The 22198-nt window shown below is 59.6% G+C and carries 22 protein-coding genes, 1 tRNA gene and 2 pseudogenes; 22 read left to right on the top strand and 3 right to left on the bottom strand.

The features are described from left to right. Positions 1-1204: tyrosine-type recombinase/integrase (locus HT737_RS09615; RefSeq protein WP_182402353.1), on the bottom strand; the 1204-nt coding region annotated here is incomplete at its 3' end. A 164-nt stretch (positions 1205-1368) separates the two neighbouring features. Then, positions 1369-1453: transfer RNA gene (locus HT737_RS09610), tRNA-Leu, on the bottom strand. 108 nt (positions 1454-1561) lie between these two features. Between HT737_RS09610 and queA the strand changes: the two genes are divergently transcribed. From queA to HT737_RS09580, 6 genes and pseudogenes are all read left to right on the top strand, one after another. Next, positions 1562-2626, top strand: coding sequence for a tRNA preQ1(34) S-adenosylmethionine ribosyltransferase-isomerase QueA (gene queA / locus HT737_RS09605; protein WP_121187070.1), 1065 nt, complete (start codon positions 1562-1564; stop codon positions 2624-2626). 14 nt (positions 2627-2640) lie between these two features. After that, a pseudogene (tgt, locus tag HT737_RS09600) lies at positions 2641-3757 on the top strand (tRNA guanosine(34) transglycosylase Tgt). A gap of 43 nt (positions 3758-3800) precedes the next feature. Beyond that, complete coding sequence (gene yajC, locus HT737_RS09595) at positions 3801-4136, top strand: preprotein translocase subunit YajC (protein ID WP_041071802.1); 336 nt, start codon at positions 3801-3803, stop codon at positions 4134-4136. Positions 4137-4200: 64 nt separating this feature from the next. Then, positions 4201-6069: a protein translocase subunit SecD gene (gene secD, locus HT737_RS09590; RefSeq protein WP_041071804.1), complete on the top strand. Its 1869-nt coding sequence runs from the start codon at positions 4201-4203 to the stop codon at positions 6067-6069. A gap of 9 nt (positions 6070-6078) precedes the next feature. Next, positions 6079-6993: a protein translocase subunit SecF gene (secF, locus tag HT737_RS09585; RefSeq protein WP_041071806.1), complete on the top strand. Its 915-nt coding sequence runs from the start codon at positions 6079-6081 to the stop codon at positions 6991-6993. Between the two features lie 122 nt (positions 6994-7115). After that, a complete protein-coding gene (locus HT737_RS09580; protein WP_041071808.1) occupies positions 7116-7664 on the top strand; it encodes a glycine zipper 2TM domain-containing protein in 549 nt (182 codons plus the stop codon). A gap of 244 nt (positions 7665-7908) precedes the next feature. Here HT737_RS09580 and suhB read toward each other — a convergent pair whose 3' ends face one another. Then, on the bottom strand, positions 7909-8727 hold the full coding sequence (suhB, locus tag HT737_RS09575) for an inositol-phosphate phosphatase (RefSeq protein ID WP_007964419.1): 819 nt from the start codon (positions 8725-8727) through the stop codon (positions 7909-7911). Positions 8728-8872: 145 nt separating this feature from the next. Between suhB and trmJ the strand changes: the two genes are divergently transcribed. From trmJ to hisS, 16 genes and pseudogenes are all read left to right on the top strand, one after another. Then, complete coding sequence (trmJ, locus tag HT737_RS09570; RefSeq protein WP_041071810.1) at positions 8873-9643, top strand: tRNA (cytosine(32)/uridine(32)-2'-O)-methyltransferase TrmJ; 771 nt, start codon at positions 8873-8875, stop codon at positions 9641-9643. 3 nt (positions 9644-9646) lie between these two features. Continuing rightward, entirely contained in the window at positions 9647-10423 is a 777-nt protein-coding gene (cysE, locus tag HT737_RS09565; RefSeq protein WP_041071871.1) for a serine O-acetyltransferase, read from the top strand. 248 nt (positions 10424-10671) lie between these two features. Further along, complete coding sequence (gene iscR, locus HT737_RS09560; protein ID WP_003227911.1) at positions 10672-11163, top strand: Fe-S cluster assembly transcriptional regulator IscR; 492 nt, start codon at positions 10672-10674, stop codon at positions 11161-11163. Positions 11164-11210: 47 nt separating this feature from the next. Further along, positions 11211-12425: an IscS subfamily cysteine desulfurase gene (locus HT737_RS09555; protein WP_041071812.1), complete on the top strand. Its 1215-nt coding sequence runs from the start codon at positions 11211-11213 to the stop codon at positions 12423-12425. A gap of 83 nt (positions 12426-12508) precedes the next feature. Then, a complete protein-coding gene (iscU, locus tag HT737_RS09550) occupies positions 12509-12895 on the top strand; it encodes a Fe-S cluster assembly scaffold IscU (RefSeq protein WP_003227907.1) in 387 nt (128 codons plus the stop codon). Between the two features lie 28 nt (positions 12896-12923). Next, a complete protein-coding gene (gene iscA / locus HT737_RS09545; protein ID WP_003227904.1) occupies positions 12924-13247 on the top strand; it encodes an iron-sulfur cluster assembly protein IscA in 324 nt (107 codons plus the stop codon). An 8-nt stretch (positions 13248-13255) separates the two neighbouring features. Beyond that, positions 13256-13777, top strand: a complete 522-nt coding sequence (hscB, locus tag HT737_RS09540; protein ID WP_003227901.1) for a co-chaperone HscB — start codon at positions 13256-13258, stop codon at positions 13775-13777. Between the two features lie 51 nt (positions 13778-13828). Beyond that, positions 13829-15695, top strand: a pseudogene (hscA, locus tag HT737_RS09535) (Fe-S protein assembly chaperone HscA). Beyond that, positions 15695-16036 carry an ISC system 2Fe-2S type ferredoxin gene (fdx, locus tag HT737_RS09530; protein ID WP_041071821.1) on the top strand — a complete coding sequence of 114 codons (342 nt, stop codon included), beginning with the start codon at positions 15695-15697 and terminating at the stop codon, positions 16034-16036. The pseudogene hscA and the gene fdx overlap by 1 nt, the downstream one beginning before the upstream one ends. A 14-nt stretch (positions 16037-16050) precedes the next feature. Next, complete coding sequence (gene iscX / locus HT737_RS09525) at positions 16051-16251, top strand: Fe-S cluster assembly protein IscX (RefSeq protein WP_047296339.1); 201 nt, start codon at positions 16051-16053, stop codon at positions 16249-16251. An 88-nt stretch (positions 16252-16339) separates the two neighbouring features. Then, positions 16340-16765, top strand: coding sequence for a nucleoside-diphosphate kinase (gene ndk, locus HT737_RS09520; protein ID WP_003227894.1), 426 nt, complete (start codon positions 16340-16342; stop codon positions 16763-16765). A 28-nt stretch (positions 16766-16793) separates the two neighbouring features. After that, entirely contained in the window at positions 16794-17942 is a 1149-nt protein-coding gene (gene rlmN / locus HT737_RS09515; RefSeq protein ID WP_007964428.1) for a 23S rRNA (adenine(2503)-C(2))-methyltransferase RlmN, read from the top strand. 12 nt (positions 17943-17954) lie between these two features. Continuing rightward, a complete protein-coding gene (gene pilW / locus HT737_RS09510; RefSeq protein WP_047296336.1) occupies positions 17955-18713 on the top strand; it encodes a type IV pilus biogenesis/stability protein PilW in 759 nt (252 codons plus the stop codon). After that, complete coding sequence (locus HT737_RS09505) at positions 18713-19747, top strand: RodZ family helix-turn-helix domain-containing protein (protein ID WP_047296335.1); 1035 nt, start codon at positions 18713-18715, stop codon at positions 19745-19747. The genes pilW and HT737_RS09505 overlap by 1 nt, the downstream gene beginning before the upstream one ends. 3 nt (positions 19748-19750) lie before the next feature. Then, positions 19751-20860 carry a flavodoxin-dependent (E)-4-hydroxy-3-methylbut-2-enyl-diphosphate synthase gene (gene ispG, locus HT737_RS09500; protein ID WP_025109215.1) on the top strand — a complete coding sequence of 370 codons (1110 nt, stop codon included), beginning with the start codon at positions 19751-19753 and terminating at the stop codon, positions 20858-20860. Positions 20861-20896: 36 nt separating this feature from the next. After that, a complete protein-coding gene (hisS, locus tag HT737_RS09495) occupies positions 20897-22186 on the top strand; it encodes a histidine--tRNA ligase (RefSeq protein ID WP_182402351.1) in 1290 nt (429 codons plus the stop codon). Positions 22187-22198: the final 12 nt, after the last annotated feature.

The following is a 22198-nucleotide window of genomic DNA, read 5'->3' as shown; positions in this document are numbered from 1 at the left end:
CGCTTGCTAACGCATCAAGGTGATCTGCATACCACTGCATCATCTTCACTCGATGCTCAAGGTATTGAGCCTTGTTGTAGACCCCCGATATTCCCTCTTCTTTGTGAGCAAGCTGCGCTTCGACGTGCTCTTTCGGCCAGCCGTGTTCCCTGAGCAGAGTGCTGGCGGTGTGACGAGTACCATGACCAACCAATCGACCCTTGTAACCAATAGTCGCGAAGACCTTGTTGATGGTGTTTTCGCTAATCGTTGGGTTCTTAGCGCCCACCCCAGGGAACAGCCAGCGACTACGACCTGTGAGGCAATGAAGTTCTTTGAGAGCGGAAAGCGCTTGCTTAGGGAGTGGACACACAAAGTCTCGGCGCATCTTCATCTTGGCGGCAGGCGTCGTCCATATCTCTTTATCCAGGTCAAACTCTTTCCATTCAGCTAATCGAACCATGCCCGGTCTGGATGCGGTCCAGATGCAGAGCCATGCAGCAGTTCGGGCCGTCAGCCTGCTGGGGGTGTTTTTGAGTGCTTGGAGGAACTCTGCCAACTCTGGCTCCAGCAAATGAGGATGCTGCTGAGTCTTTGGGGCTTGAGCTGCAATATCTCGGAGGCGGCTGCCAGGATCGTTTTCCGTGAGGCCTAAGCCGATGGCTCGTCCGAATATCTGTTTGATCCAAGTGCGGCACTTTTCCGCCACGTTGTGTGCGTTCCGGGCTTCGAGTGATGCTTGGAGCTCCGCACAGTCAGTACGAGTGATTTCGTCCAAGGGCTTATCTCCCAGCGCCGGGAGTATGTCTTTGTCGAGATAAGTGCGGATTTTGTTAAGGGTGGAAGGAGCGAGTCCCTTTTCTTCCTTGGCCTTGAGCCAAGCTTCAGCAGCCGCTCGGAAGGTACGAGTCTTGGCAGCATCAATTGCCGCTTTGGCAGAGCGTTTTTGTTCGAGAGGATCGGCCCCGCTGCTAACTACCTTGCGCAGTTCCGCAGCTTTGTCTCGTGCCAACGCACCACTTACTTCCGGGTAACCCCCGAGCCCCATCCAAGCCCAATTGCCCGCCGGACGTTTGTAGCGGAGCTGCCAGGATTTACCACCATCAGGTTTAACCCTGAAGTAGAGGCCGTTTCCATCCAGCTCCCTGTATTCCTTTGATTCCGGCTCCAATCCCGCAAGTGTCGTGTCAGCGAGAGGGCGGCGCTTGATGTCTGCGCGCTTCATCCATGTATCCCAAAGTTCGGTATTTTTCTCAGGATACAAGCAGGGATACAGGGATACAACGGATAAGGGGAGACAGGGGTAGACAGACAGGCACAAAAAAACCGGCCAAGTGGCCGGTTTCTCTGGGTCTGAGAGGCTGGTAGAGACTCTCAGATACTGCTGTGTGGTGCCCCGAGGGAGACTCGAACTCCCACTCCTTTCGAAAACGGATTTTGAATCCGCCGCGTCTACCAATTCCGCCATCAGGGCTCAATGGCGGCGAAGTATAGAGAGGTGATTACCGTTGGTCAATCACGTTTCATGGTCAATTTTTGATAATTCCGCTAGACTTTCCGGCCCTGCTAGACGAACCCCATCATGCGCGTTGCTGACTTTACCTTCGAGCTTCCTGATTCGCTGATCGCCCGCCACCCTTTGGCCGAGCGTCGCGGTAGTCGCCTGCTGACCCTTGATGGGCCGAGCGGCGCCCTTGCACACCGTCAATTCACTGATTTGCTTGAGCATTTGCGCCCGGGCGATTTGATGGTATTCAACAATACCCGGGTGATTCCGGCGCGTTTGTTCGGGCAGAAAGCCTCGGGCGGCAAGCTGGAAATCCTCATCGAGCGCGTGCTCGATTCGCATCGCGTGCTGGCTCATGTGCGCTCCAGCAAGTCGCCGAAGCCGGGGTCTAAGATCCTCATCGACGGCGGTGGCGAAGCCGAGATGCTCGCGCGTCACGATGCGTTGTTCGAGTTGGGCTTCGCTGAAGAAGTGCTGCCGCTGCTCGATCGCGTCGGGCACATGCCATTGCCTCCTTATATAGACCGCCCGGACGAAGGTTCGGATCGCGAGCGCTATCAGACCGTGTACGCCCAGCGTCTGGGTGCGGTGGCGGCGCCGACGGCGGGGCTGCATTTCGATCAGCCGCTGATGGAGGCGATTGCCGCCAAAGGCGTCGAGACCGCGTTCGTCACGCTGCACGTCGGTGCGGGGACGTTCCAGCCGGTACGCGTCGACAAGATCGAAGATCACCACATGCACAGCGAGTGGCTGGAAGTCGGCCAGGACGTGGTCGACGCCGTTGCCGCGTGCCGCGCGCGTGGCGGACGGGTGATTGCCGTGGGCACCACCAGCGTGCGTTCGCTGGAAAGCGCCGCGCGCGATGGCGTGCTCAAGCCGTTCAGTGGTGACACCGACATCTTTATCTACCCGGGCCGGCCGTTCCATGTGGTCGATGCCCTGGTCACCAACTTCCATTTGCCGGAATCGACGCTGTTGATGCTGGTTTCGGCGTTCGCCGGTTATCCCGAAACCATGGCCGCCTATAAAGCCGCCGTCGACAACGGGTACCGCTTTTTCAGCTACGGTGATGCGATGTTCATCACCCGTAATCCCGCCCCGACTGCCCCTGAACACACAGGCCCAGAGGAAACAGAATGAGTCGCGAATGTCGCATGTCCTTTGAACTGCTTGCCACTGATGGCAAGGCTCGTCGTGGTCGGCTGACCTTTCCGCGTGGCACCGTCGAGACCCCGGCCTTCATGCCGGTTGGCACCTACGGCACGGTCAAGGGCATGTTGCCGCGTGACATCGTGGCCACTGGCGCGGAAATCATTCTGGGCAACACCTTCCACCTGTGGTTGCGCCCGGGCACCGAGGTGATCAAGGAGCACGGCGACCTGCACGATTTCATGCAGTGGAAAGGCCCGATCCTCACCGACTCCGGCGGTTTCCAGGTGTTCAGCCTGGGCGCGATGCGCAAGATCAAGGAAGAGGGCGTGACCTTCGCTTCCCCGGTCGACGGCTCGAAAGTGTTCATGGGCCCCGAGGAATCGATGCAGGTGCAGCGCGATCTCGGTTCCGACATCGTGATGATCTTCGACGAATGCACGCCGTACCCGGCTGACGAAGACGTTGCTCGCGTTTCGATGGAGCTGTCGCTGCGTTGGGCCCAGCGCTCGAAAAACGCGCATGGCGACAACACCGCGGCGCTGTTCGGTATCGTTCAGGGCGGCATGCACCAGGATCTGCGCATGCGCTCGCTGGAAGGTCTGGACAAGATCGGCTTCGATGGCCTGGCCATCGGCGGTCTGTCGGTGGGCGAGCCCAAGCACGAGATGATCAAGGTGCTGGATTATCTGCCGGGCATGATGCCCGCTGACAAACCTCGTTACCTTATGGGCGTTGGCAAACCGGAAGATCTGGTTGAGGGTGTGCGCCGCGGTGTGGACATGTTCGATTGCGTGATGCCAACCCGTAATGCCCGCAATGGGCATCTGTTCATTGATACAGGCGTGCTGAAGATCCGTAACGCGTTCCATCGCCATGATGATTCGCCGCTGGATCCGACCTGCGATTGCTATACCTGCCAGAACTTCTCCCCGCGCTTATCTGCATCACCTGGACAAGTGCGGCGAAATGCTCGGCAGCATGCTCAATACCATCCATAACTTGCGCCATTATCAGGTGCTGATGGCTGGTTTGCGCGAGGCTATTCAACAGGGTACATTGGCCGCCTTTGTCGATGCCTTCTACGCCAAACGCGGGCTCCCCGTTCCGCCTTTGGACTGAGTTTTCTGACCCCAAGATTCAACATTTGCAACTGGAGTGCTAAATGAGCTTTTTTATCTCTAATGCCATGGCTGACGCGGCTGCACCGGCTGCTGCGCCTATGGGCGGCGGCTTCGAGTGGATTTTCCTGGTCGGTTTCCTGGTCATCTTCTACCTGATGATCTGGCGTCCACAGGCCAAGCGCGCCAAAGAGCAGAAGAACCTGCTGAGCAGCCTTGCGAAGGGCGACGAAGTGGTCACCACCGGCGGCATCGCCGGCAAGATCACCAAAGTGGCCGATGACTTCGTGGTTCTGGAAGTTTCCGACACCGTGGAAATGAAGTTCCAGAAGGGCGCCATCGCCGCCACGCTGCCAAAAGGCACGCTGAAAGCGATCTAAGGTTCCAACTTCTACTCAATCGACGGGGCGCGCAAGGCGCCCCGCGTTCATAACGGGCGGCGTGATGCTGAACAAATATCCTCTGTGGAAATACATTCTGATCCTGGCGGTGCTGGCGATCGGTCTGATTTATTCCGCTCCCAATCTATACCCCGATGACCCGGCCATTCAGATCAGCGGCGCCAGCACGGCTCTGCAGGTCAATCAGGCCGATCTGGATCGCGTCAGCACCGCGCTGCGTGAATCCGGGATCAACGTCAAGGCGGCCTCGCTGGCGGCCAACGGCAAGGGCGGTCTGATCCGTCTGACGAAGGCTGAAGACCAGCTGCCGGCCAAGGACGTTGTGCGCAAGGCATTGGGTGATGACTACGTCGTCGCATTGAACCTGGCACAAACCACCCCGCAATGGCTGCGCAACCTCGGCGCGCACCCGATGAAGTTGGGTCTGGACCTGTCCGGTGGTGTGCACTTCCTGCTGGAAGTGGACATGGACAAAGCCCTCGACGCCCGCCTGAAAGTCTACGAAGGCGACGTCAAGAGCCTGCTGCGCAAAGAAAAACTGCGCTATCGCAGCCTGCCGCAACTGGGCGGCGCCATTCAGTTGGGCTTCAGCGATGCTGACTCCCGCGAACAGGCCCGTGCGCTGATCCGCAAGAACTTCAACGATTTCGACATTGTTCCGGCCGACCTCAACGGTCAACCGGTGCTGCGTCTGGCGATGACCCCGGCCAAGCTGGCGGAAATCCGTGAATACTCCATCAAGCAGAACTTGACCACGGTACGTAACCGCGTCAACGAGCTGGGTGTTGCCGAACCGATCGTTCAGCGTCAGGGCGCCAACCGCATCGTGGTTGAGCTGCCGGGCGTGCAGGACACTGCCGAAGCCAAGCGTATTCTCGGCAAGACGGCCAACCTTGAGTTCCGTCTGGCTGCAGAGCCGGGTGCTTCGAAAGCCACCTCCGAGACCTTCGAGTTCCGTGAAGGCAAGCGTCCTCCTGCGCAGATCGAGCGTGGCCTGATCATCACCGGTGACCAGGTGACCGACGCCAAGGCCGGTTTCGGCGAGCACGGCACGCCTGAAGTGAACATTCGTCTGGACGGTCACGGTGGCGAGCTGATGAGCCGCGCGACCCGTTCGAACGTCGGCCGCAGCATGGCGGTGATCTTCATCGAGCAGCGTCCGGTGACCACTTACACCAAGCAGGTTGTGGACGGCGTCGAGAAAGACGTGCCGGTTCAGACCTTCAAGGAAGAGAAGAAGATCATCAGTCTGGCGACCATTCAGTCGCCGCTGGGTGCGCAGTTCCGTATCACTGGCCTGAACGGCCAGGGTGAATCGTCCGAACTGGCGCTGCTGCTGCGTGCCGGTGGTCTGGCCGCTCCGATGTACTTCGCGGAAGAGCGCACAATCGGTCCAAGCCTGGGTGCTGACAACATCACCAAGGGTATCGATGCGTCGCTGTGGGGCATGCTGTTCGTCTCGCTGTTCATCATCGCCATCTACCGCTTCTTCGGCCTGATCGCCACCGTTGCGCTGGCGGTGAACATGGTGCTGCTGCTGGCCTTGATGTCGCTGCTGGGGGCAACACTGACCCTGCCGGGTATCGCCGGTATCGTGTTGACCATGGGTATGGCGGTCGACGCCAACGTACTGATCTTCTCGCGGATCCGTGAAGAGATCGCCGCCGGCATGACCGTGCAGCGTGCAATCAACGAAGGCTTCGGCCGGGCATTCACTGCGATTCTCGACGCCAACCTGACCACTCTGCTGGTCGGCGGCATCCTCTTCGCCATGGGCACCGGCCCGGTGAAGGGCTTCGCAGTGACCATGTCCCTCGGGATCTTTACCTCGATGTTCACGGCCATCATGGTGACCCGCGCAATGGTCAACCTGATCTTCGGCGGACGTGACTTCAAGAAGTTGTGGATTTAAGGGGCTGCCATGTTACGTACAATCAACTTCATGGGCGTTCGCAACTTCGCGTTCGGCGTCACAGTGTTTCTCACGTTGCTGGCTATTTTCAGCGTCTTCCACAAGGGCATGAACTGGGGCCTGGACTTCACCGGCGGTACGCTCATCGAGCTGACCTACGAGCGTCCGGCTGACGTCACCAAAGTGCGTGAGCAGTTGGCGACTTCGGGTTACCACGAAGCCATCGTGCAGAACTTCGGTGCGACCACCGACCTGCTGGTGCGCATGCCGGGTGAAGACCCGCAGCTGGGCCATCAGGTAGCAGACGCGTTGCAGAAAGTCGGCGGCGACAACCCGGCGACGGTCAAGCGCGTCGAGTTCGTCGGCCCGCAGGTCGGTGAAGAACTGCGTGACCAGGGCGGCCTCGGCATGCTGCTGGCGCTCGGTGGCATCCTGATCTACCTGGCTTTCCGCTTTCAGTGGAAATTCGCGGTCGGCGCCATCGTTTCGCTGATCCACGACGTGATCGTGACCATCGGTATCCTGTCGTTTTTCCAGATCACCTTCGACCTGACGGTGCTGGCGGCGGTACTGGCGATCATCGGCTACTCGCTGAACGACACCATTGTGGTATTCGACCGGGTTCGCGAGAACTTCCGTGTGCTGCGCAAGGCTTCGCTGATCGAGAACATCAACATCTCGACCACTCAGACCCTGCTGCGGACCATGGCGACGTCGATCTCCACCTTGCTGGCGATCGCTGCGCTGCTGTTCTTCGGCGGCGACAACCTGTTCGGCTTCTCCATCGCCCTGTTCATCGGTGTGCTGGCGGGTACCTACTCGTCGATCTATATCGCGAACGTGGTGCTGATCTGGCTGAACCTGAGCACCGAGGATCTGATTCCTCCGGCCAACACCGAGAAGGAAGTCGACGACCGTCCATAACGGCCATCCTTTCTCCGGCTGTCAGCCCAGAAAAGGCGCGAGTTGAACTCGCGCCTTTTTTTTATGCTCCAAGGCTGGGAGAAGCGCGGGCGCGTCCCGCATGTGATGGTCAGGAGGTTCATGTGAACAAGTCGTTGCTGGTTGGTGCGGTATTGGGTGCTGTCGGTGTGACTGCCGGGGGTGCTGTTGCCACCTACAGCCTGGTTAAAAGCGGCCCTGAGTATGCGCAAGTGCTGGCCGTAGAACCGGTCAAAACACAGATCAAGACTCCACGTGAAGTGTGCAAGGATGTTGCTGTAACCCGCCAGGCGCCGGTCAAGGATCAACACCAGATCCTCGGTACCGCGATTGGTGCGGTAGCGGGTGGTTTGCTGGGTAACCAGATCGGCGGCGGTACCGGCAAGAAGATTGCGACGGTTGCTGGCGCGGTCGGTGGTGGTTATGCCGGTAACAAGGTGCAGGAAGGCATGCAGAACCGTGACACCTACACCACCACCCAGACTCGCTGTAATACGGTGAATGACATCAGCGACAAGGTTGTCGGTTACGACGTGCGTTATTCGCTGGATGGCAAGGAAGGCAAAGTGCGGATGGATCGTGATCCGGGCAACCAGATTCCGGTCGACAAGGAAGGCAAGTTGATTCTGTCGCAGAATCAGCCGGGTCAGTAAGCACTGACTGTTTAACAAGAAGCACCCTGCGGGGTGCTTTTTTGTGTGCTCGCAATTTTTGGCCTCGCCGTGCCCCTTGTGGGAGTGAGCCTGCTCGCGAATGCGATCTGCCATCCAGAATTGATGTTGGCTGACCCGCCGCCTTCGCGAGCAAGCTCGCTCCCACAGTGGATTCGAGTGGAGGCTGAAGTCGCAGGCACAAAAAAAAGCACCCCGAAGGGTGCTTTTTCGTTTCGCGGGAAGCTTAGCGCTTCAGCGAAGCCGGCAGGTGCGGCTGGATGGCCGTCAGCACGGCCTTGAAGCATTTGGTGTTGCCGGCAACGATATGGCCTTTTTCAAGGAAGTCGTGACCGCCGGTGAAGTCGCTCACCAAGCCGCCTGCTTCCTGGATCAACAGGGCGCCAGCCGCCATGTCCCACTCGGACAGGCCCGATTCCCAGAACGCGTCGAAGCGACCGGCAGCCACATAGGCCAGGTCCAGGCTGGCGGAACCGGCGCGGCGGATGCCGGCAGTCTGGCCAACCAGGGCGCGGAACATGCCCAGGTAGTTGTCGAGGTTGTCCATCTGGTCGTCACGGAACGGGAAGCCGGTACCCAGCAGGGCGCCTTCGAGGCTGGTGCGACCGCTGACGCGCAGGCGGCGACCATTCAGCTGAGCGCCGCGACCACGGCTGGCGGTGAATTCTTCCTGGCGTACCGGATCCAGAACCACTGCGTGTTCCAGGCGGCCACGGTATTTGCAGGCAATGCTGACCGCAAAGTGAGGAATGCCGCGCAGGAAGTTGGTGGTGCCGTCCAGCGGATCGATGATCCACAGGTACTCTTCGCCTTCGATGCCGTTACCGACGTGCATGCCGGTCTCTTCACCCTGGATCGAGTGATTCGGGTAAGCCTTGCGCAGCGCATCGATGATTTTCTGTTCGGCGGCGCGATCGACCTCGGATACATAATCCTTGGCGTCTTTTTCGTCGACCTTGATGGTATCCAGGCGCTCGATGGAGCGGAAGATCAGTTCACTGGCGCTGCGGGCGGCGCGCAGCGCGATATTCAGCATGGGCTGCATGGATGTGTCACCTAAGGTTGTTAAAGAAAGCCGCGCATTCTATCAGAACTTTTCTTCAGGTGAAGGTCGCTGTTCGCTTTCATAGCTTAACGGTAGGCTGTTCTGTAAGATTTGCACCCCTTTCCTGTGTCCGAGAGCGCCTCCCTTGCTGCAGAACATTCGTGTCGTCCTGGTCAATACCAGCCACCCCGGCAACATCGGCGGGGCCGCGCGCGCCATGAAAAACATGGGTCTGTCGCGCTTGGTGCTGGTCGAGCCGCGCCTGTTTCCGCACCACGAAGCCGATGCCCGTGCTTCCGGTGCCGGTGACATTCTTGAAAACGCACAGGTCGTCGCCACCTTGGAAGATGCTCTGGTCGGCTGCAATCTGGTGCTCGGCACCAGCGCCCGTGACCGGCGCATTCCCTGGCCGCTGCTCGATCCCCGCGAATGCGGGAGCAAAGTGGTCGAGGAGGCCGGGCAGGGCGCGGAGATCGCGCTGGTGTTCGGTCGTGAGGACTCCGGCCTGACCAACGAAGAGTTGCAGCGATGTCACTTTCACGTGCACATCCCCTCCGATCCTGAGTTCAGTTCGTTGAACCTCGGGGCGGCGGTGCAGGTGTTGAGCTATGAAGTGCGCATGGCCTGGCTGGCCGCTCAAGGGCAGCCGACCAAGATCGAGAAAGAAGAAGTGGCCTCGGTGAAAAGTGCCGAGCTTGCGACGATGGATGAGCTGGAGCGCTTTTATGAGCATCTGGAGCAGACGCTGGTCGCCATCGAGTTTCTTGATCCGGAAAAGCCGCGGCACTTGATGGCGCGCCTGCGCCGGTTGTACGGACGCAGCTCGGTCAGCCGGGCGGAAATGAATATTTTGCGTGGCATCCTCACGGAAACCCAGAAAGCGGCCCGTGGTGAGCTTCTTAAGCGGAAGGACTGAATGATGTTTGAGCGTTTGCGTGAAGATATCCAGAGCGTATTCCATCGAGACCCGGCGGCGCGTAACGCTTTTGAAGTCCTGACCTGCTACCCCGGCATGCATGCGATCTGGATTCATCGGCTGGCCGGGATGCTGTGGCGCCACGAGCTGAAATGGCTGGCGCGACTGGTGTCGAACTTCGGGCGCTGGTTGACCGGAATCGAAATTCACCCGGGGGCCAAGGTCGGTCGGCGCTTCTTTATTGATCACGGCATGGGCATCGTTATCGGTGAAACCGCCGAGATCGGCGATGACGTGACCATTTATCAGGGCGTGACCCTCGGTGGCACCAGTTGGAACAAGGGCAAGCGCCACCCGACGCTGGGTGATGGCGTTGTCGTAGGTGCCGGCGCCAAAGTGCTCGGGCCGTTCACGGTGGGGGCGGGTGCCAAAGTCGGCTCCAACGCCGTCGTGACCAAAGAGGTGCCACCCGGTGCCACGGTGGTGGGGATTCCGGGCCGGATCATCGTCAAGTCTGATGAAGAACAGGACGCTAAGCGCAAAGCCATGGCCGAGAAGATCGGTTTCGATGCCTATGGCGTCAGCGAAGACATGCCTGACCCGGTGGCGCGTGCCATCGGTCAGTTGCTCGATCACCTGCAGGCGGTGGACGGGCGGCTGGAGGGGATGTGCGGCGCGCTGAAGGATCTGGGCAGTAATTACTGTGCGAAAGATCTGCCCGAGCTGCGCGAAGAAGATTTTGCCTGCGTCAAAGGCAAAGACGAATCCAAAGCGGGCTGACACGTCTATGCAGGAGCTGCCGAAAGCTGCGATCTTTTGATCTGATTAACAGCAAAATCAAAAGATCGCAGCCTTCGACAGCTCCTGCACAGGCATGCGGCAACCGGTGTGCCATTAAGCCGCAGACCCTGCTATCATGCGCGCGCTCTTTTGCGGGTAAACCCGACTAAAGCACTAGGTCTTATAGTTGACTTAAATGCTCGGGAATTGCATACTCCCGCCCATTCCGAACTCCGTGGTAATTGTCCATGCGACTGACTACAAAAGGCCGATACGCCGTGACCGCCATGCTTGACCTGGCGTTGCACGCGCAGCACGGGCCGGTGTCCCTGGCCGATATCTCCGAGCGCCAAGGCATCTCCCTGTCCTATCTCGAACAGCTTTTCGCCAAGCTGCGCCGCAGTAACCTGGTTTCCAGTGTTCGCGGTCCTGGCGGTGGTTACCAGCTGTCGCGCGACATGCAGGGTATCCAGGTGGCGCAGGTGATCGATGCGGTCAACGAATCGGTTGATGCTACCAAGTGCCAGGGCCAGGGCGATTGCCATTCCGGCGACACCTGCCTGACCCATCACCTGTGGTGCGACCTGAGCCTGCAGATTCACGAATTTCTAAGTGGTATCAGCTTGGCTGATCTTGTAACTCGCCGTGAGGTGCAAGAAGTAGCCCAGCGTCAGGACCAGCGCCGTTGCAACAGCAAGGCGCCACGCCTGGACAAGATTGAAGCGTCCGCCGTCGAATGACAGCCGAAGAGCTAGCGGAACGCCAGCCCTGATTTAGGAGATAGTCCATGAAATTGCCGATTTACCTTGATTACTCTGCGACCACCCCGGTCGACCCGCGCGTTGCGCAAAAGATGAGTGAATGCCTGCTGGTCGACGGAAACTTCGGTAACCCGGCGTCCCGTTCCCACGTGTTCGGCTGGAAAGCTGAAGAGTCCGTCGAAAACGCTCGTCGTCAGGTGGCCGATCTGGTCAATGCCGACCCGCGTGAAATCGTCTGGACCTCGGGCGCTACCGAGTCCGACAACCTGGCTATCAAGGGTGCGGCACATTTCTACGCTTCCAAAGGCAAGCACCTGATCACCAGCAAGATCGAGCACAAGGCTGTCCTCGACACCATGCGCCAACTGGAGCGTGAAGGTTTCGAAGTGACCTACCTCGAGCCGACCGAAGACGGCCTGATCACTCCGGCGATGATCGAAGCGGCACTGCGCGAGGACACCATTCTGGTGTCGGTGATGCATGTGAACAACGAAATCGGCACCATCAACGACATCGCTGCCATTGGCGAGCTGCTTCGTTCGAAGGGCGTCCTGTTCCACGTCGACGCGGCTCAGTCCACCGGCAAGGTCGAGATCGACCTGCAGAAGCTGAAAGTCGACATGATGTCGTTCTCCGCCCACAAAACCTACGGCCCTAAAGGCATCGGCGCGTTGTACGTCAGCCGCAAGCCGCGTGTGCGCATCGAAGCGACCATGCACGGCGGTGGTCACGAGCGTGGCATGCGTTCCGGCACCCTGGCGACGCACCAGATCGTCGGCATGGGCGAAGCGTTCCGTGTAGCCAAGGAAGACATGGCTGCCGAAAACGTGCGCATCAAAGCCCTGAGCGACCGCTTCTACAAGCAGGTCGAGCATCTGGAAGAGCTGTACGTCAACGGCAGCCTGACCGCCCGCGTTCCGCACAACCTGAACCTGAGCTTCAACTACGTTGAAGGCGAGTCGCTGATCATGGCGCTCAAGGATCTGGCGGTATCGTCCGGTTCGGCCTGCACCTCGGCGTCGCTGGAGCCTTCGTACGTACTGCGCGCCCTGGGCCGCAACGACGAACTGGCACACAGCTCGATCCGTTTCACCTTCGGCCGTTTCACCACCGAAGAAGAAATCGACTACGCCGCGCAGAAGGTCTGCGAGGCCGTTACCAAGCTGCGCGCCCTGTCGCCGCTGTGGGATATGTACAAAGACGGTGTCGACATTTCGAAAATCGAGTGGGCGGCACACTGATTTCAAGTCGCCGCGAACCGACCCTGCGACCCAAGGTTGCAGGGTTTAAAGAGCGACTCTCTGATGAGTGAGGATTAAGCATCATGGCTTACAGCGAAAAGGTCATCGACCACTACGAAAACCCGCGCAACGTCGGCAAGATGAACGCGGAAGATCCGGATGTCGGCACCGGCATGGTTGGCGCTCCGGCGTGCGGCGACGTGATGCGTCTGCAGATCAAGGTCAACGATCAGGGCGTTATCGAAGACGCCAAGTTCAAGACCTACGGCTGCGGTTCGGCAATCGCTTCCAGCTCCCTGGCCACCGAGTGGATGAAGGGCAAGACGCTGGACGAAGCCGAGACCATCAAGAACACTCAGCTGGCTGAAGAACTGGCCCTGCCGCCAGTGAAAATCCACTGCTCGGTACTCGCTGAAGACGCTATCAAAGCAGCTGTTCGCGACTACAAGCAGAAGAAAGGCTTGATCTAAGCATTGCGCGACGAGTAAGGAGTCAACGATGGCTATCAGCATGACAGAAGCGGCTGCTCGACACGTGCGACGCTCCCTCGACGGGCGCGGCAAAGGTGAAGGGATTCGTCTGGGTGTTCGCACCACAGGCTGTTCCGGCCTTGCCTACGTGCTGGAGTTTGTCGACGAGGTGGTTGCCGAGGATCAGGTGTTCGAAAGTCACGGCGAGAAAGTGATCATCGACCCGAAAAGCCTGGCTTACCTGGACGGCACCGAGCTCGATTTCGTCAAGGAAGGGTTGAACGAAGGCTTCAAGTTCAACAACCCCAACGTCCGCGGTGAATGTGGCTGCGGCGAAAGCTTCAACATCTGAGGCTTGTCGTGGGTATTCCTTGTCATTTCGCTTTATTCGAGCTGCAACCGAGCTTCCGCCTGGATCTCGAGCAGTTGGCCACGCGCTATCGTGAGTTGGCGCGCGGTGTTCATCCTGACCGCTTTGCCGACGCTTCCGAGCGCGAGCAGCGGTCGGCGCTCGAGCAGTCTGCGCGGCTCAACGATGCCTACCAGACGCTCAAGAGTCCTGCCCAGCGCGCACGCTACCTGCTGACCATCAGCGGGCATGAAGTGCCGATGGAAGTCACGGTGCATGATCCCGAGTTTCTCTTGCAGCAGATGCAGTGGCGCGAAGAGCTCGAAGACCTCCAGGACAGCGCTGACCTCGACGGTGTCGCGGTATTCAAGCGTCGCTTGAAAGTCGCTCAGGAACAGTTGAACGAAAGCTTCGCAGCTTGTTGGGACGATGCAGCGCAGCGCGAGCAGGCCGAACGCCTGATGCGGCGCATGCAGTTCCTCGACAAGCTCACCTACGAAGTGCGCCAGTTAGAAGAGCGCCTCGACGATTAACCCAGTGCCGCTCCGGTCGCACGCCTGATATACAGATAAGTCCTGATCACGATGGCCCTACTGCAGATCGCCGAACCCGGCCAAAGTCCTCAACCGCACCAGCGTCGTCTGGCTGTGGGGATCGACTTGGGCACTACCAATTCGCTGGTCGCTGCGTTGCGCAGTGGTCTTTCCGAACCACTGGCCGACGCTGACGGGCAGGTCATCCTGCCGTCCGCCGTGCGTTATCACGCCGACCGCGTCGAGGTTGGCGAGTCGGCCAAGCTGGCCGCGTCCTCCGATCCCTTGAACACTGTACTGTCGGTCAAGCGCCTGATGGGCCGTGGTCTGTCCGACGTCAAGCAATTGGGCGAGCAACTGCCGTACCGCTTTGTCGGTGGCGAATCGCACATGCCGTTCATCGACACCGTGCAAGGCCCGAAAAGCCCGGTCGAAGTCTCCGCCGACATCCTCAAGGTGCTGCGTCAGCGTGCTGAAGCGACCCTGGGTGGCGAACTGGTCGGTGCGGTGATTACTGTTCCGGCGTATTTCGATGATGCTCAGCGTCAGGCCACCAAGGATGCGGCGAAACTCGCCGGTCTGAACGTGCTGCGCCTGCTCAACGAGCCGACTGCTGCCGCGGTGGCGTATGGTCTGGATCAACACGCCGAAGGTCTGGTCGCAATCTATGACCTGGGCGGCGGCACCTTCGATATTTCGATTCTGCGTCTGACTGGCGGCGTATTCGAAGTGCTGGCCACCGGCGGCGACAGCGCGCTGGGCGGCGATGACTTCGATCACGCGATTGCTGGCTGGATCATCGAGAGCGCCCGCTTGTCCGCCGATCTCGACCCGGGTGCGCAACGCAATCTGCTGCAAACCGCCTGCGCGGCCAAAGAGGCCCTGACCGATGCGCCCAGCGTCGAAGTCGCCTACGGTGACTGGAAAGCGCAGCTGACCCGCGAAGCCTTCGATGCGCTGATCGAGCCAATGGTTGCCCGCAGTCTGAAAGCCTGCCGCCGCGCCGTGCGTGATTCCGGTGTCGAACTGGAAGACGTGCATGCCGTGGTCATGGTCGGCGGTTCGACCCGTGTGCCGCGTGTTCGCGAGGCGGTTGCCGAAGCCTTCGGTCGTCAGCCATTGACCGAAATCGACCCGGATCAAGTGGTGGCCATCGGGGCCGCGATCCAGGCGGATACGCTGGCTGGCAACAAGCGCGATGGCGGCGAACTGCTGCTGCTCGACGTGATTCCACTGTCCCTGGGGCTGGAAACCATGGGCGGGCTGATGGAGAAGGTGATTCCGCGCAACACCACCATTCCGGTGGCCCGCGCGCAGGATTTCACCACGTATAAAGATGGTCAGTCGGCCATGGCGATCCATGTGCTGCAGGGTGAGCGCGAGCTGATCAGCGACTGCCGCTCCCTGGCGCGCTTCGAACTGCGCGGCATTCCGGCGATGGTGGCTGGCGCGGCGAAGATTCGCGTGACCTTCCAGGTCGATGCCGACGGTCTGCTCAGCGTGTCTGCCCGTGAACTGGGTTCGGGCGTTGAGGCGAGCATTCAGGTCAAGCCGTCCTACGGCCTGACCGACGGTGAAATCGCCAAGATGCTCAAGGACTCGTTCCAGCACGCCAACGACGACAAGGTCGCCCCGCGTCCTGCGCGAGCAGCAAGTTGATGCCCAGCGTCTGATCGAGGCGGTGCAGGGCGCTCTGGAGGCCGATGGCGAGCGCTTGCTCGACGCCGAAGAGCGCATGGTCATCGAGTTGCAAATGCAGGAACTGGCCGAACTGATGAAAGGCACCGATGGTTACGCCATCGAGCAGCAGACCAAGCGTCTGTCGCAAGTGACCGATGCTTTTGCTGCCCGCCGCATGGATCTGACGGTGAAAGCCGCTCTGTCGGGGCGCAACCTGAATGAAATCGAGGATATCTGATGCCGCAGGTCATTTTTCTGCCCCACGAGAAGTTCTGCCCTGAAGGGATGGTCGTCGAGGCCGAGCCTGGCACTTCGATTCTCGAGCTGGCTCACGAACACCACATCGAGATGGAAAGTGCCTGCGGCGGCGTTTGCGCCTGCACCACTTGCCACTGCATCATTCGCGAGGGTTTCGACTCGCTGGAAGAGGCCGACGAACTGGAAGAAGACTTCCTTGATCGTGCCTGGGGTCTGGAAGCGCAATCGCGCCTGGCCTGTCAGGCGATCGTCGGTGAAGAAGATCTCACCGTCGAGATTCCAAAATATTCGCTTAACCATGCGGCCGAAGCGCCGCACTGACTGGTAAGACTGTCATGAGCTACGGTTGGAATGATGTTCAACGTATTGCAGAAGAGCTGGCCGAGGCCCACGAGGGGCTCGATCCGTATTCTGTAGGTTTTGTCCGTCTGCAGCAGATGATTCTTGAGCTGCCGGATTTCGACAGCACTTCTGGTCGGGTCGGCGAGAAGGTGCTCGAGGCGGTTCAGGAGCTCTGGGCCGCAGAATTGGACTGATCCTCCCCGCAGGTTAGGCAATACCCAAGAACCCGCGTATAATTCGCGGGTTTAATTTTTCGCAAATTACTGTTTCTGGAGTTACACCATGGCTGTTCAACGTACTTTCTCCATCATCAAGCCTGACGCCGTTGCTAAAGGCGCTGCCGGCGAAATCGTTACCCGTTTCGAAAAGGCTGGTCTGAAAGTGGTTGCTTCGAAAATGAAGCAGCTGTCCAAAGCCGAAGCTGAAGGCTTCTACGCTGAGCACAAAGAGCGCGGTTTCTTCGGTGACCTGGTTGCTTTCATGATCTCCGGTCCAGTGGTTGTTCAGGTTCTGGAAGGCGAAAACGCTATCGCTCGCAACCGTGAGCTGATGGGCGCTACCAACCCTAAAGAAGCTGCTGCCGGCACCATCCGTGCTGACTTCGCCGAGTCGATCGACGCCAACGCCGTTCACGGTTCGGACTCCGAAGCCGCTGCTGCTCGCGAAATCTCGTACTTCTTCGCAGCTACTGAAGTAACCACTCGCTAAGCATTGCTTAAAGAGTGAAGGTGAATCCATGACGACATCGACTGTGAAAACAAACCTGCTGGGTCTGACCCAGCCGGAAATGGAAAAATTCTTCGACTCAATCGGGGAGAAGCGTTTCCGTGCCGGTCAGGTAATGAAATGGATTCACCACTTTGGTGTCGATGATTTCGACGCCATGACGAACGTCAGCAAGGCCTTGCGCGAAAAGCTCAAGGCTGTTGCTGAGGTCCGTGGTCCCGAAGTGGTCAGCGAGGACATTTCCAGCGACGGCACCCGCAAGTGGGTGGTGCGCGTGGCGTCCGGCAGCTGTGTCGAGACCGTGTACATTCCCCAGGGCAAACGCGGCACTCTGTGCGTTTCGTCCCAGGCAGGCTGTGCCCTGGACTGCAGTTTCTGCTCCACCGGCAAGCAAGGCTTCAACAGCAACCTCACCGCCGCCGAAGTCATCGGTCAGGTGTGGATTGCCAATAAATCCTTCGGCAGTGTTCCGGCTACCATCGACCGCGCCATCACCAACGTGGTGATGATGGGCATGGGCGAACCGCTGCTGAACTTCGACAACGTCGTGGCCGCCATGCATCTGATGATGGATGACCTGGGCTACGGGATCTCCAAGCGCCGCGTAACCCTGTCCACCTCGGGCGTGGTGCCGATGATCGATGAGCTGGCCAAGCACATCGACGTCTCCCTGGCGTTGTCCCTGCACGCACCGAATGACGCATTGCGTAACCAATTGGTGCCGATCAACAAGAAATATCCGCTTAAAATGCTGCTCGAGTCGTGCCAGCGCTACATGTCCGCTCTGGGCGAGAAACGTGTGCTGACCATCGAGTACACCTTGCTCAAGGACGTCAACGACAAGCTTGAGCACGCGGTGGAAATGATCGAGTTGCTCAAAGACATTCCGTGCAAGATCAACCTGATTCCGTTCAACCCGTTCCCGCACTCCGGTTACGAGCGGCCGAGCAACAATGCCATTCGTCGGTTCCAGGATCAGTTGCATCAGGCCGGCTTTAACGTCACTGTCCGCACCACCCGTGGTGAAGACATCGACGCCGCATGTGGTCAATTGGTAGGGCAGGTGCTGGATCGCACCCGTCGCAGCGAACGTTACATCGCCGTGCGCGAGTTGAGCGCCGACAGCGATCTGGCACAGAACGCCGCGAACACTAACTAAGAGAGGATCTCTATGTCCCTGCGCTTTGCGCTGCTGTTGCTGATGGCCAGCCTGTGTGCTGGTTGTGTCCTGTCGGGTGACTACAACCCGATGAAGACCAGCAAGGGCCGCGACGAAGCGCGTGCCGCCTACGTGCAGCTGGGACTGGGATACTTGCAGCAAGGGATGACCGAGCGCGCCAAGGTGCCGCTGAAGAAGGCGCTGGAGCTGGACGGCTCCGATGCTGATGCCAATGCTGCCCTCGGGCTGGTGTTCCAGGCCGAAATGGAGCCGAAACTGGCCGATGAGCATTTCCGCAAAGCCCTGTCCTCGCGTCCCGCCGATGCACGCATCCTCAATAACTACGGCAGTTTTCTCTACGAAGAACAGCGTTACAAGGAAGCCTACGAGCGTTTTGAGCAGGCAGCCGCCGATACCCTGTATCCTGAGCGTTCGCGGGTGTTCGAGAACCTCGGCATGACCGCCTCGAAGCTCGGGCAGCGGGATCTGGCACAACAGCAACTGGAAAAAGCCCTGCGGCTGAACCGTCAACAACCGCGCGCTTTGCTGGAAATGGCTGAGTTGTCCTTCGAAGACAGGCATTATGTGCCCGCGCGTGACTATTACGACCGTTTCAGCCTGCTAACCGAGCAAAATGCACGTAGTCTATTGCTCGGCGTTCGGCTGGCAAAAGTGTTTGAAGATCGCGACAAGGCCGCCAGTTACGGCCTGCAATTAAAACGACTCTATCCCGGTACGCCGGAATATCAGCAATACCTGTCGGAGCAATGATGAAAGCGGCGCATCCCGAAGTTGTAGCAGCGACTCGCGTTAATCCCGGTGAGACCTTGCGCCAGGCACGCGAAAGCAATGGCTGGTCGCTGGCCGAAGTGGCCCTCAAGCTCAACCTCACCGTGACTTCCCTGAGCAATCTTGAGGCTGGCGCTTTCGACAAGCTGCCGGGGCATACTTTCGCTCGCGGTTACATTCGCGCTTATGCCAAATTGCTCGGCATGGACCAGACCGTTCTGGTCCAGCAGTTCGACCAGTCCACTGGCACCGACTCACAAGGCAGCAATGTGCATGCATTGGGTCGTATTGAAGAGCCGGTGCGGGTGTCCCACACCATTTTGCGGATCGTCAGCCTGCTGTTGCTGATTGCGGTCATCGGCGGCGGTTTCGTCTGGTGGCAGGATCAGACCTCGCTGCGCACCAAGGATTTGACCAGCCTCGCCCCGGAGCACGTTGAAGTCGAAGGCGCCGACGGCACCACGCAGATTCACCCGATCGACGAGCCGGAAGACCAGGCCGTGGCCGAAGGTCAGTCCGAGGGCGCGACCGCTCTGGCGCTGCCACAGTCGGAAACCACCGCTGAATCGACCGGTGCCGAGCCTGCCGCTCCGGCCGCGGCACCAGCAGCACCGGCCGTAACGCCAGCCGCCCCGGCTCATACACCGGCTCCGGTGGTTGCCACTCCGGCTACACCTGCACCGAACGTTCCGGCTGCTCCGGCACCGACCGTGACTGCGCCAGTGGTGGCGGCCACTCCAGCGCCAACCGCAGAAGCGGCTGCTCCGGCGGCCGGCGATGGCCAGGTACAATTGCAGTTCAGCGCCGATTGCTGGGCACAGGTCACCGACGGTCGCGGCAAGGTATTGTTCAGCGGTCTGAAACACAAAGGCGACAGCGTCTCGGTTTCCGGCAAGCCGCCACTGGCGGTACGCCTGGGTGTGGCTCGTGCCGCACAGGTCAGCTACAACGGCCAACCGGTCGATATCGCTCCGTTCACCAGTGGCGAGACTGCTCGCCTGAAGTTGGGTCAATAAGTCATGCACGGCGAATCTCCAATCAAACGTCGCGTTTCGCGCAAGATCTGGGTCGGTAACGTGCCTGTCGGCGGCGATGCGCCCATCGCTGTGCAGAGCATGACCAACAGCGACACCAATGATGTGGCGGCCACCGTTGCCCAGATCAATCGTCTGGAAGCGGCCGGCGTCGACATCGTCCGCGTTTCGGTGCCGGACATGGACGCCGCCGAGGCGTTTGGCAAGATCAAGCAACTGGTCAAGGTGCCGCTGGTTGCCGACATCCACTTCGACTACAAGATCGCGCTGCGCGTCGCCGAACTGGGTGTGGACTGCTTGCGCATCAACCCGGGCAACATCGGTCGTGAAGACCGGGTGCGCGCGGTGGTCGATGCCGCCCGTGACCGCGGGATTCCGATCCGTATCGGCGTCAACGCCGGCTCCCTGGAAAAAGACCTGCAGAAGAAATACGGCGAACCGACTCCGGCTGCACTGGTCGAGTCCGCGCTGCGTCACGTCGAGCACCTCGAACGCCTGAATTTCCAGGACTTCAAGGTCAGTGTGAAAGCCTCCGATGTGTTCATGGCCGTTGAAGCCTACCGTCTGCTGGCCAAGGAAATCGTCCAGCCGCTGCACCTGGGTATCACCGAAGCCGGTGGTTTGCGTTCGGGCACAGTGAAATCCGCCGTGGGCCTAGGTATGCTGCTCGCCGAGGGGATTGGCGATACTATCCGCATCTCGCTGGCGGCCGATCCGGTCGAGGAAGTGAAGGTCGGTTACGACATTCTCAAGTCTTTGCATCTGCGTTCCCGTGGCATCAACTTCATCGCCTGCCCGAGCTGCTCGCGGCAGAACTTCGATGTGGTCAAGACCATGAACGAGCTGGAAGGGCGCCTTGAAGACCTGCTGGTGCCGCTGGATGTCGCGGTGATCGGTTGCGTGGTCAACGGCCCCGGCGAAGCCAAGGAAGCCCATATCGGCTTGACCGGCGGCACGCCAAACCTGATTTACATCGACGGCAAGCCGTCGCAGAAACTGACGAATGACAATCTGGTGGACGAGCTGGAAAAGCTGATCCGCGAGAAAGCGGCCGAGAAGGTCGAAGCTGACGCAGCGGTCATCGCGCGCGGCTGACCTGACTGAAGCGCCGAACGAATTTAAGGATTTAAAGTGAGCAAGTCTCTGCAAGCCATTCGTGGCATGAACGACATCCTGCCCGAACAGACCCCGCTGTGGCGTTATTTCGAGGGTACAGTCGCGCGTCTGCTGGATAACTACGGTTACAAGCAGATCCGCATGCCGATTGTCGAATTCACCGAGCTGTTCAAGCGCTCGATCGGTGAAGTGACCGACATCGTCGAAAAAGAGATGTACACCTTCGAAGATCGCAACGGCGACTCCCTGACCCTGCGTCCGGAAGGCACCGCAGCGTGTGTGCGTGCGGTGCTCGAGCACGGCATCACCGGCGGTGGCCAGGTGCAGAAGCTTTGGTACATCGGCCCGATGTTCCGTCACGAGCGTCCGCAGAAAGGCCGTTATCGCCAGTTCCACCAGATCGGTCTGGAAGTGTTCAACCTCGACGGCCCGGACATCGATGCCGAGCTGATCATCATGACTTGGCGCCTGTGGGGCGAGCTGGGTATCCGTGATGCGGTCAAGCTCGAACTCAACAGCCTGGGGACCAGCGAGTCTCGTGGTCGCTATCGTGAAGCGCTGGTCGAGTACCTCTTGGCGCACCACGACAAGCTCGACGAAGACAGCCAGCGTCGCCTGAAAACCAACCCGCTGCGCGTGCTCGACACCAAAAATGCCGACACTCAGGCGGTATTGGTCGATGCGCCGAAAATGGCCGACTACCTGGACGACGAATCCCGTGCGCACTTCGAAGGTCTGAAGGCGCGTCTGGACGCGGTTGGCATCCCGTACGTGCTCAACCCGAAACTGGTACGCGGCCTCGATTACTACAGCAAAACCGTATTCGAATGGGTCACCGACAGGCTCGGCGCCCAAGGCACTGTCTGCGCGGGCGGTCGTTACGACGGTCTGGTCGAGCAGATGGGCGGCAAGCCGACCGCAGGCGTGGGTTTCGCCATGGGCATCGAGCGTCTGGTGTTGATGCTCGAAACCCTGGAGCAGATCCCGGAAGAAATCTCCCGTCAGGTCGACGTCTACCTCTGCGCCTTTGGCGAGCAGGCCGAACTGGCCGGCCTGGCCCTGGCCGAGCGGGTACGTGACCAGCTTCCAAACCTGCGTCTGCAAGTCAATGCCGGCGCCGGCAGCTTCAAAAGCCAGTTCAAGAAAGCCGACAAGAGCGGTGCGCTGTATGCATTGATCCTGGGTGACGACGAAATGGCCCAGCAAGTGGTAGGTTTCAAACCCCTGCGTGGCCAGGGCGAACAACAAAGCATTGCCTGGGATGCGCTTGCCGCTCACCTGGCCACCTGCGTCGTGCAGGGTTGAAGCTGTCCAAAC

Origin of the sequence: Pseudomonas sp. MD195_PC81_125, assembly GCF_014060985.1 — a bacterium.
GTDB lineage: Bacteria > Pseudomonadota > Gammaproteobacteria > Pseudomonadales > Pseudomonadaceae > Aquipseudomonas > Aquipseudomonas parakoreensis.
The sequence above is the reverse complement of the archived record's forward strand: the minus strand, read 5'-3'. Positions and strand labels throughout refer to the sequence as shown.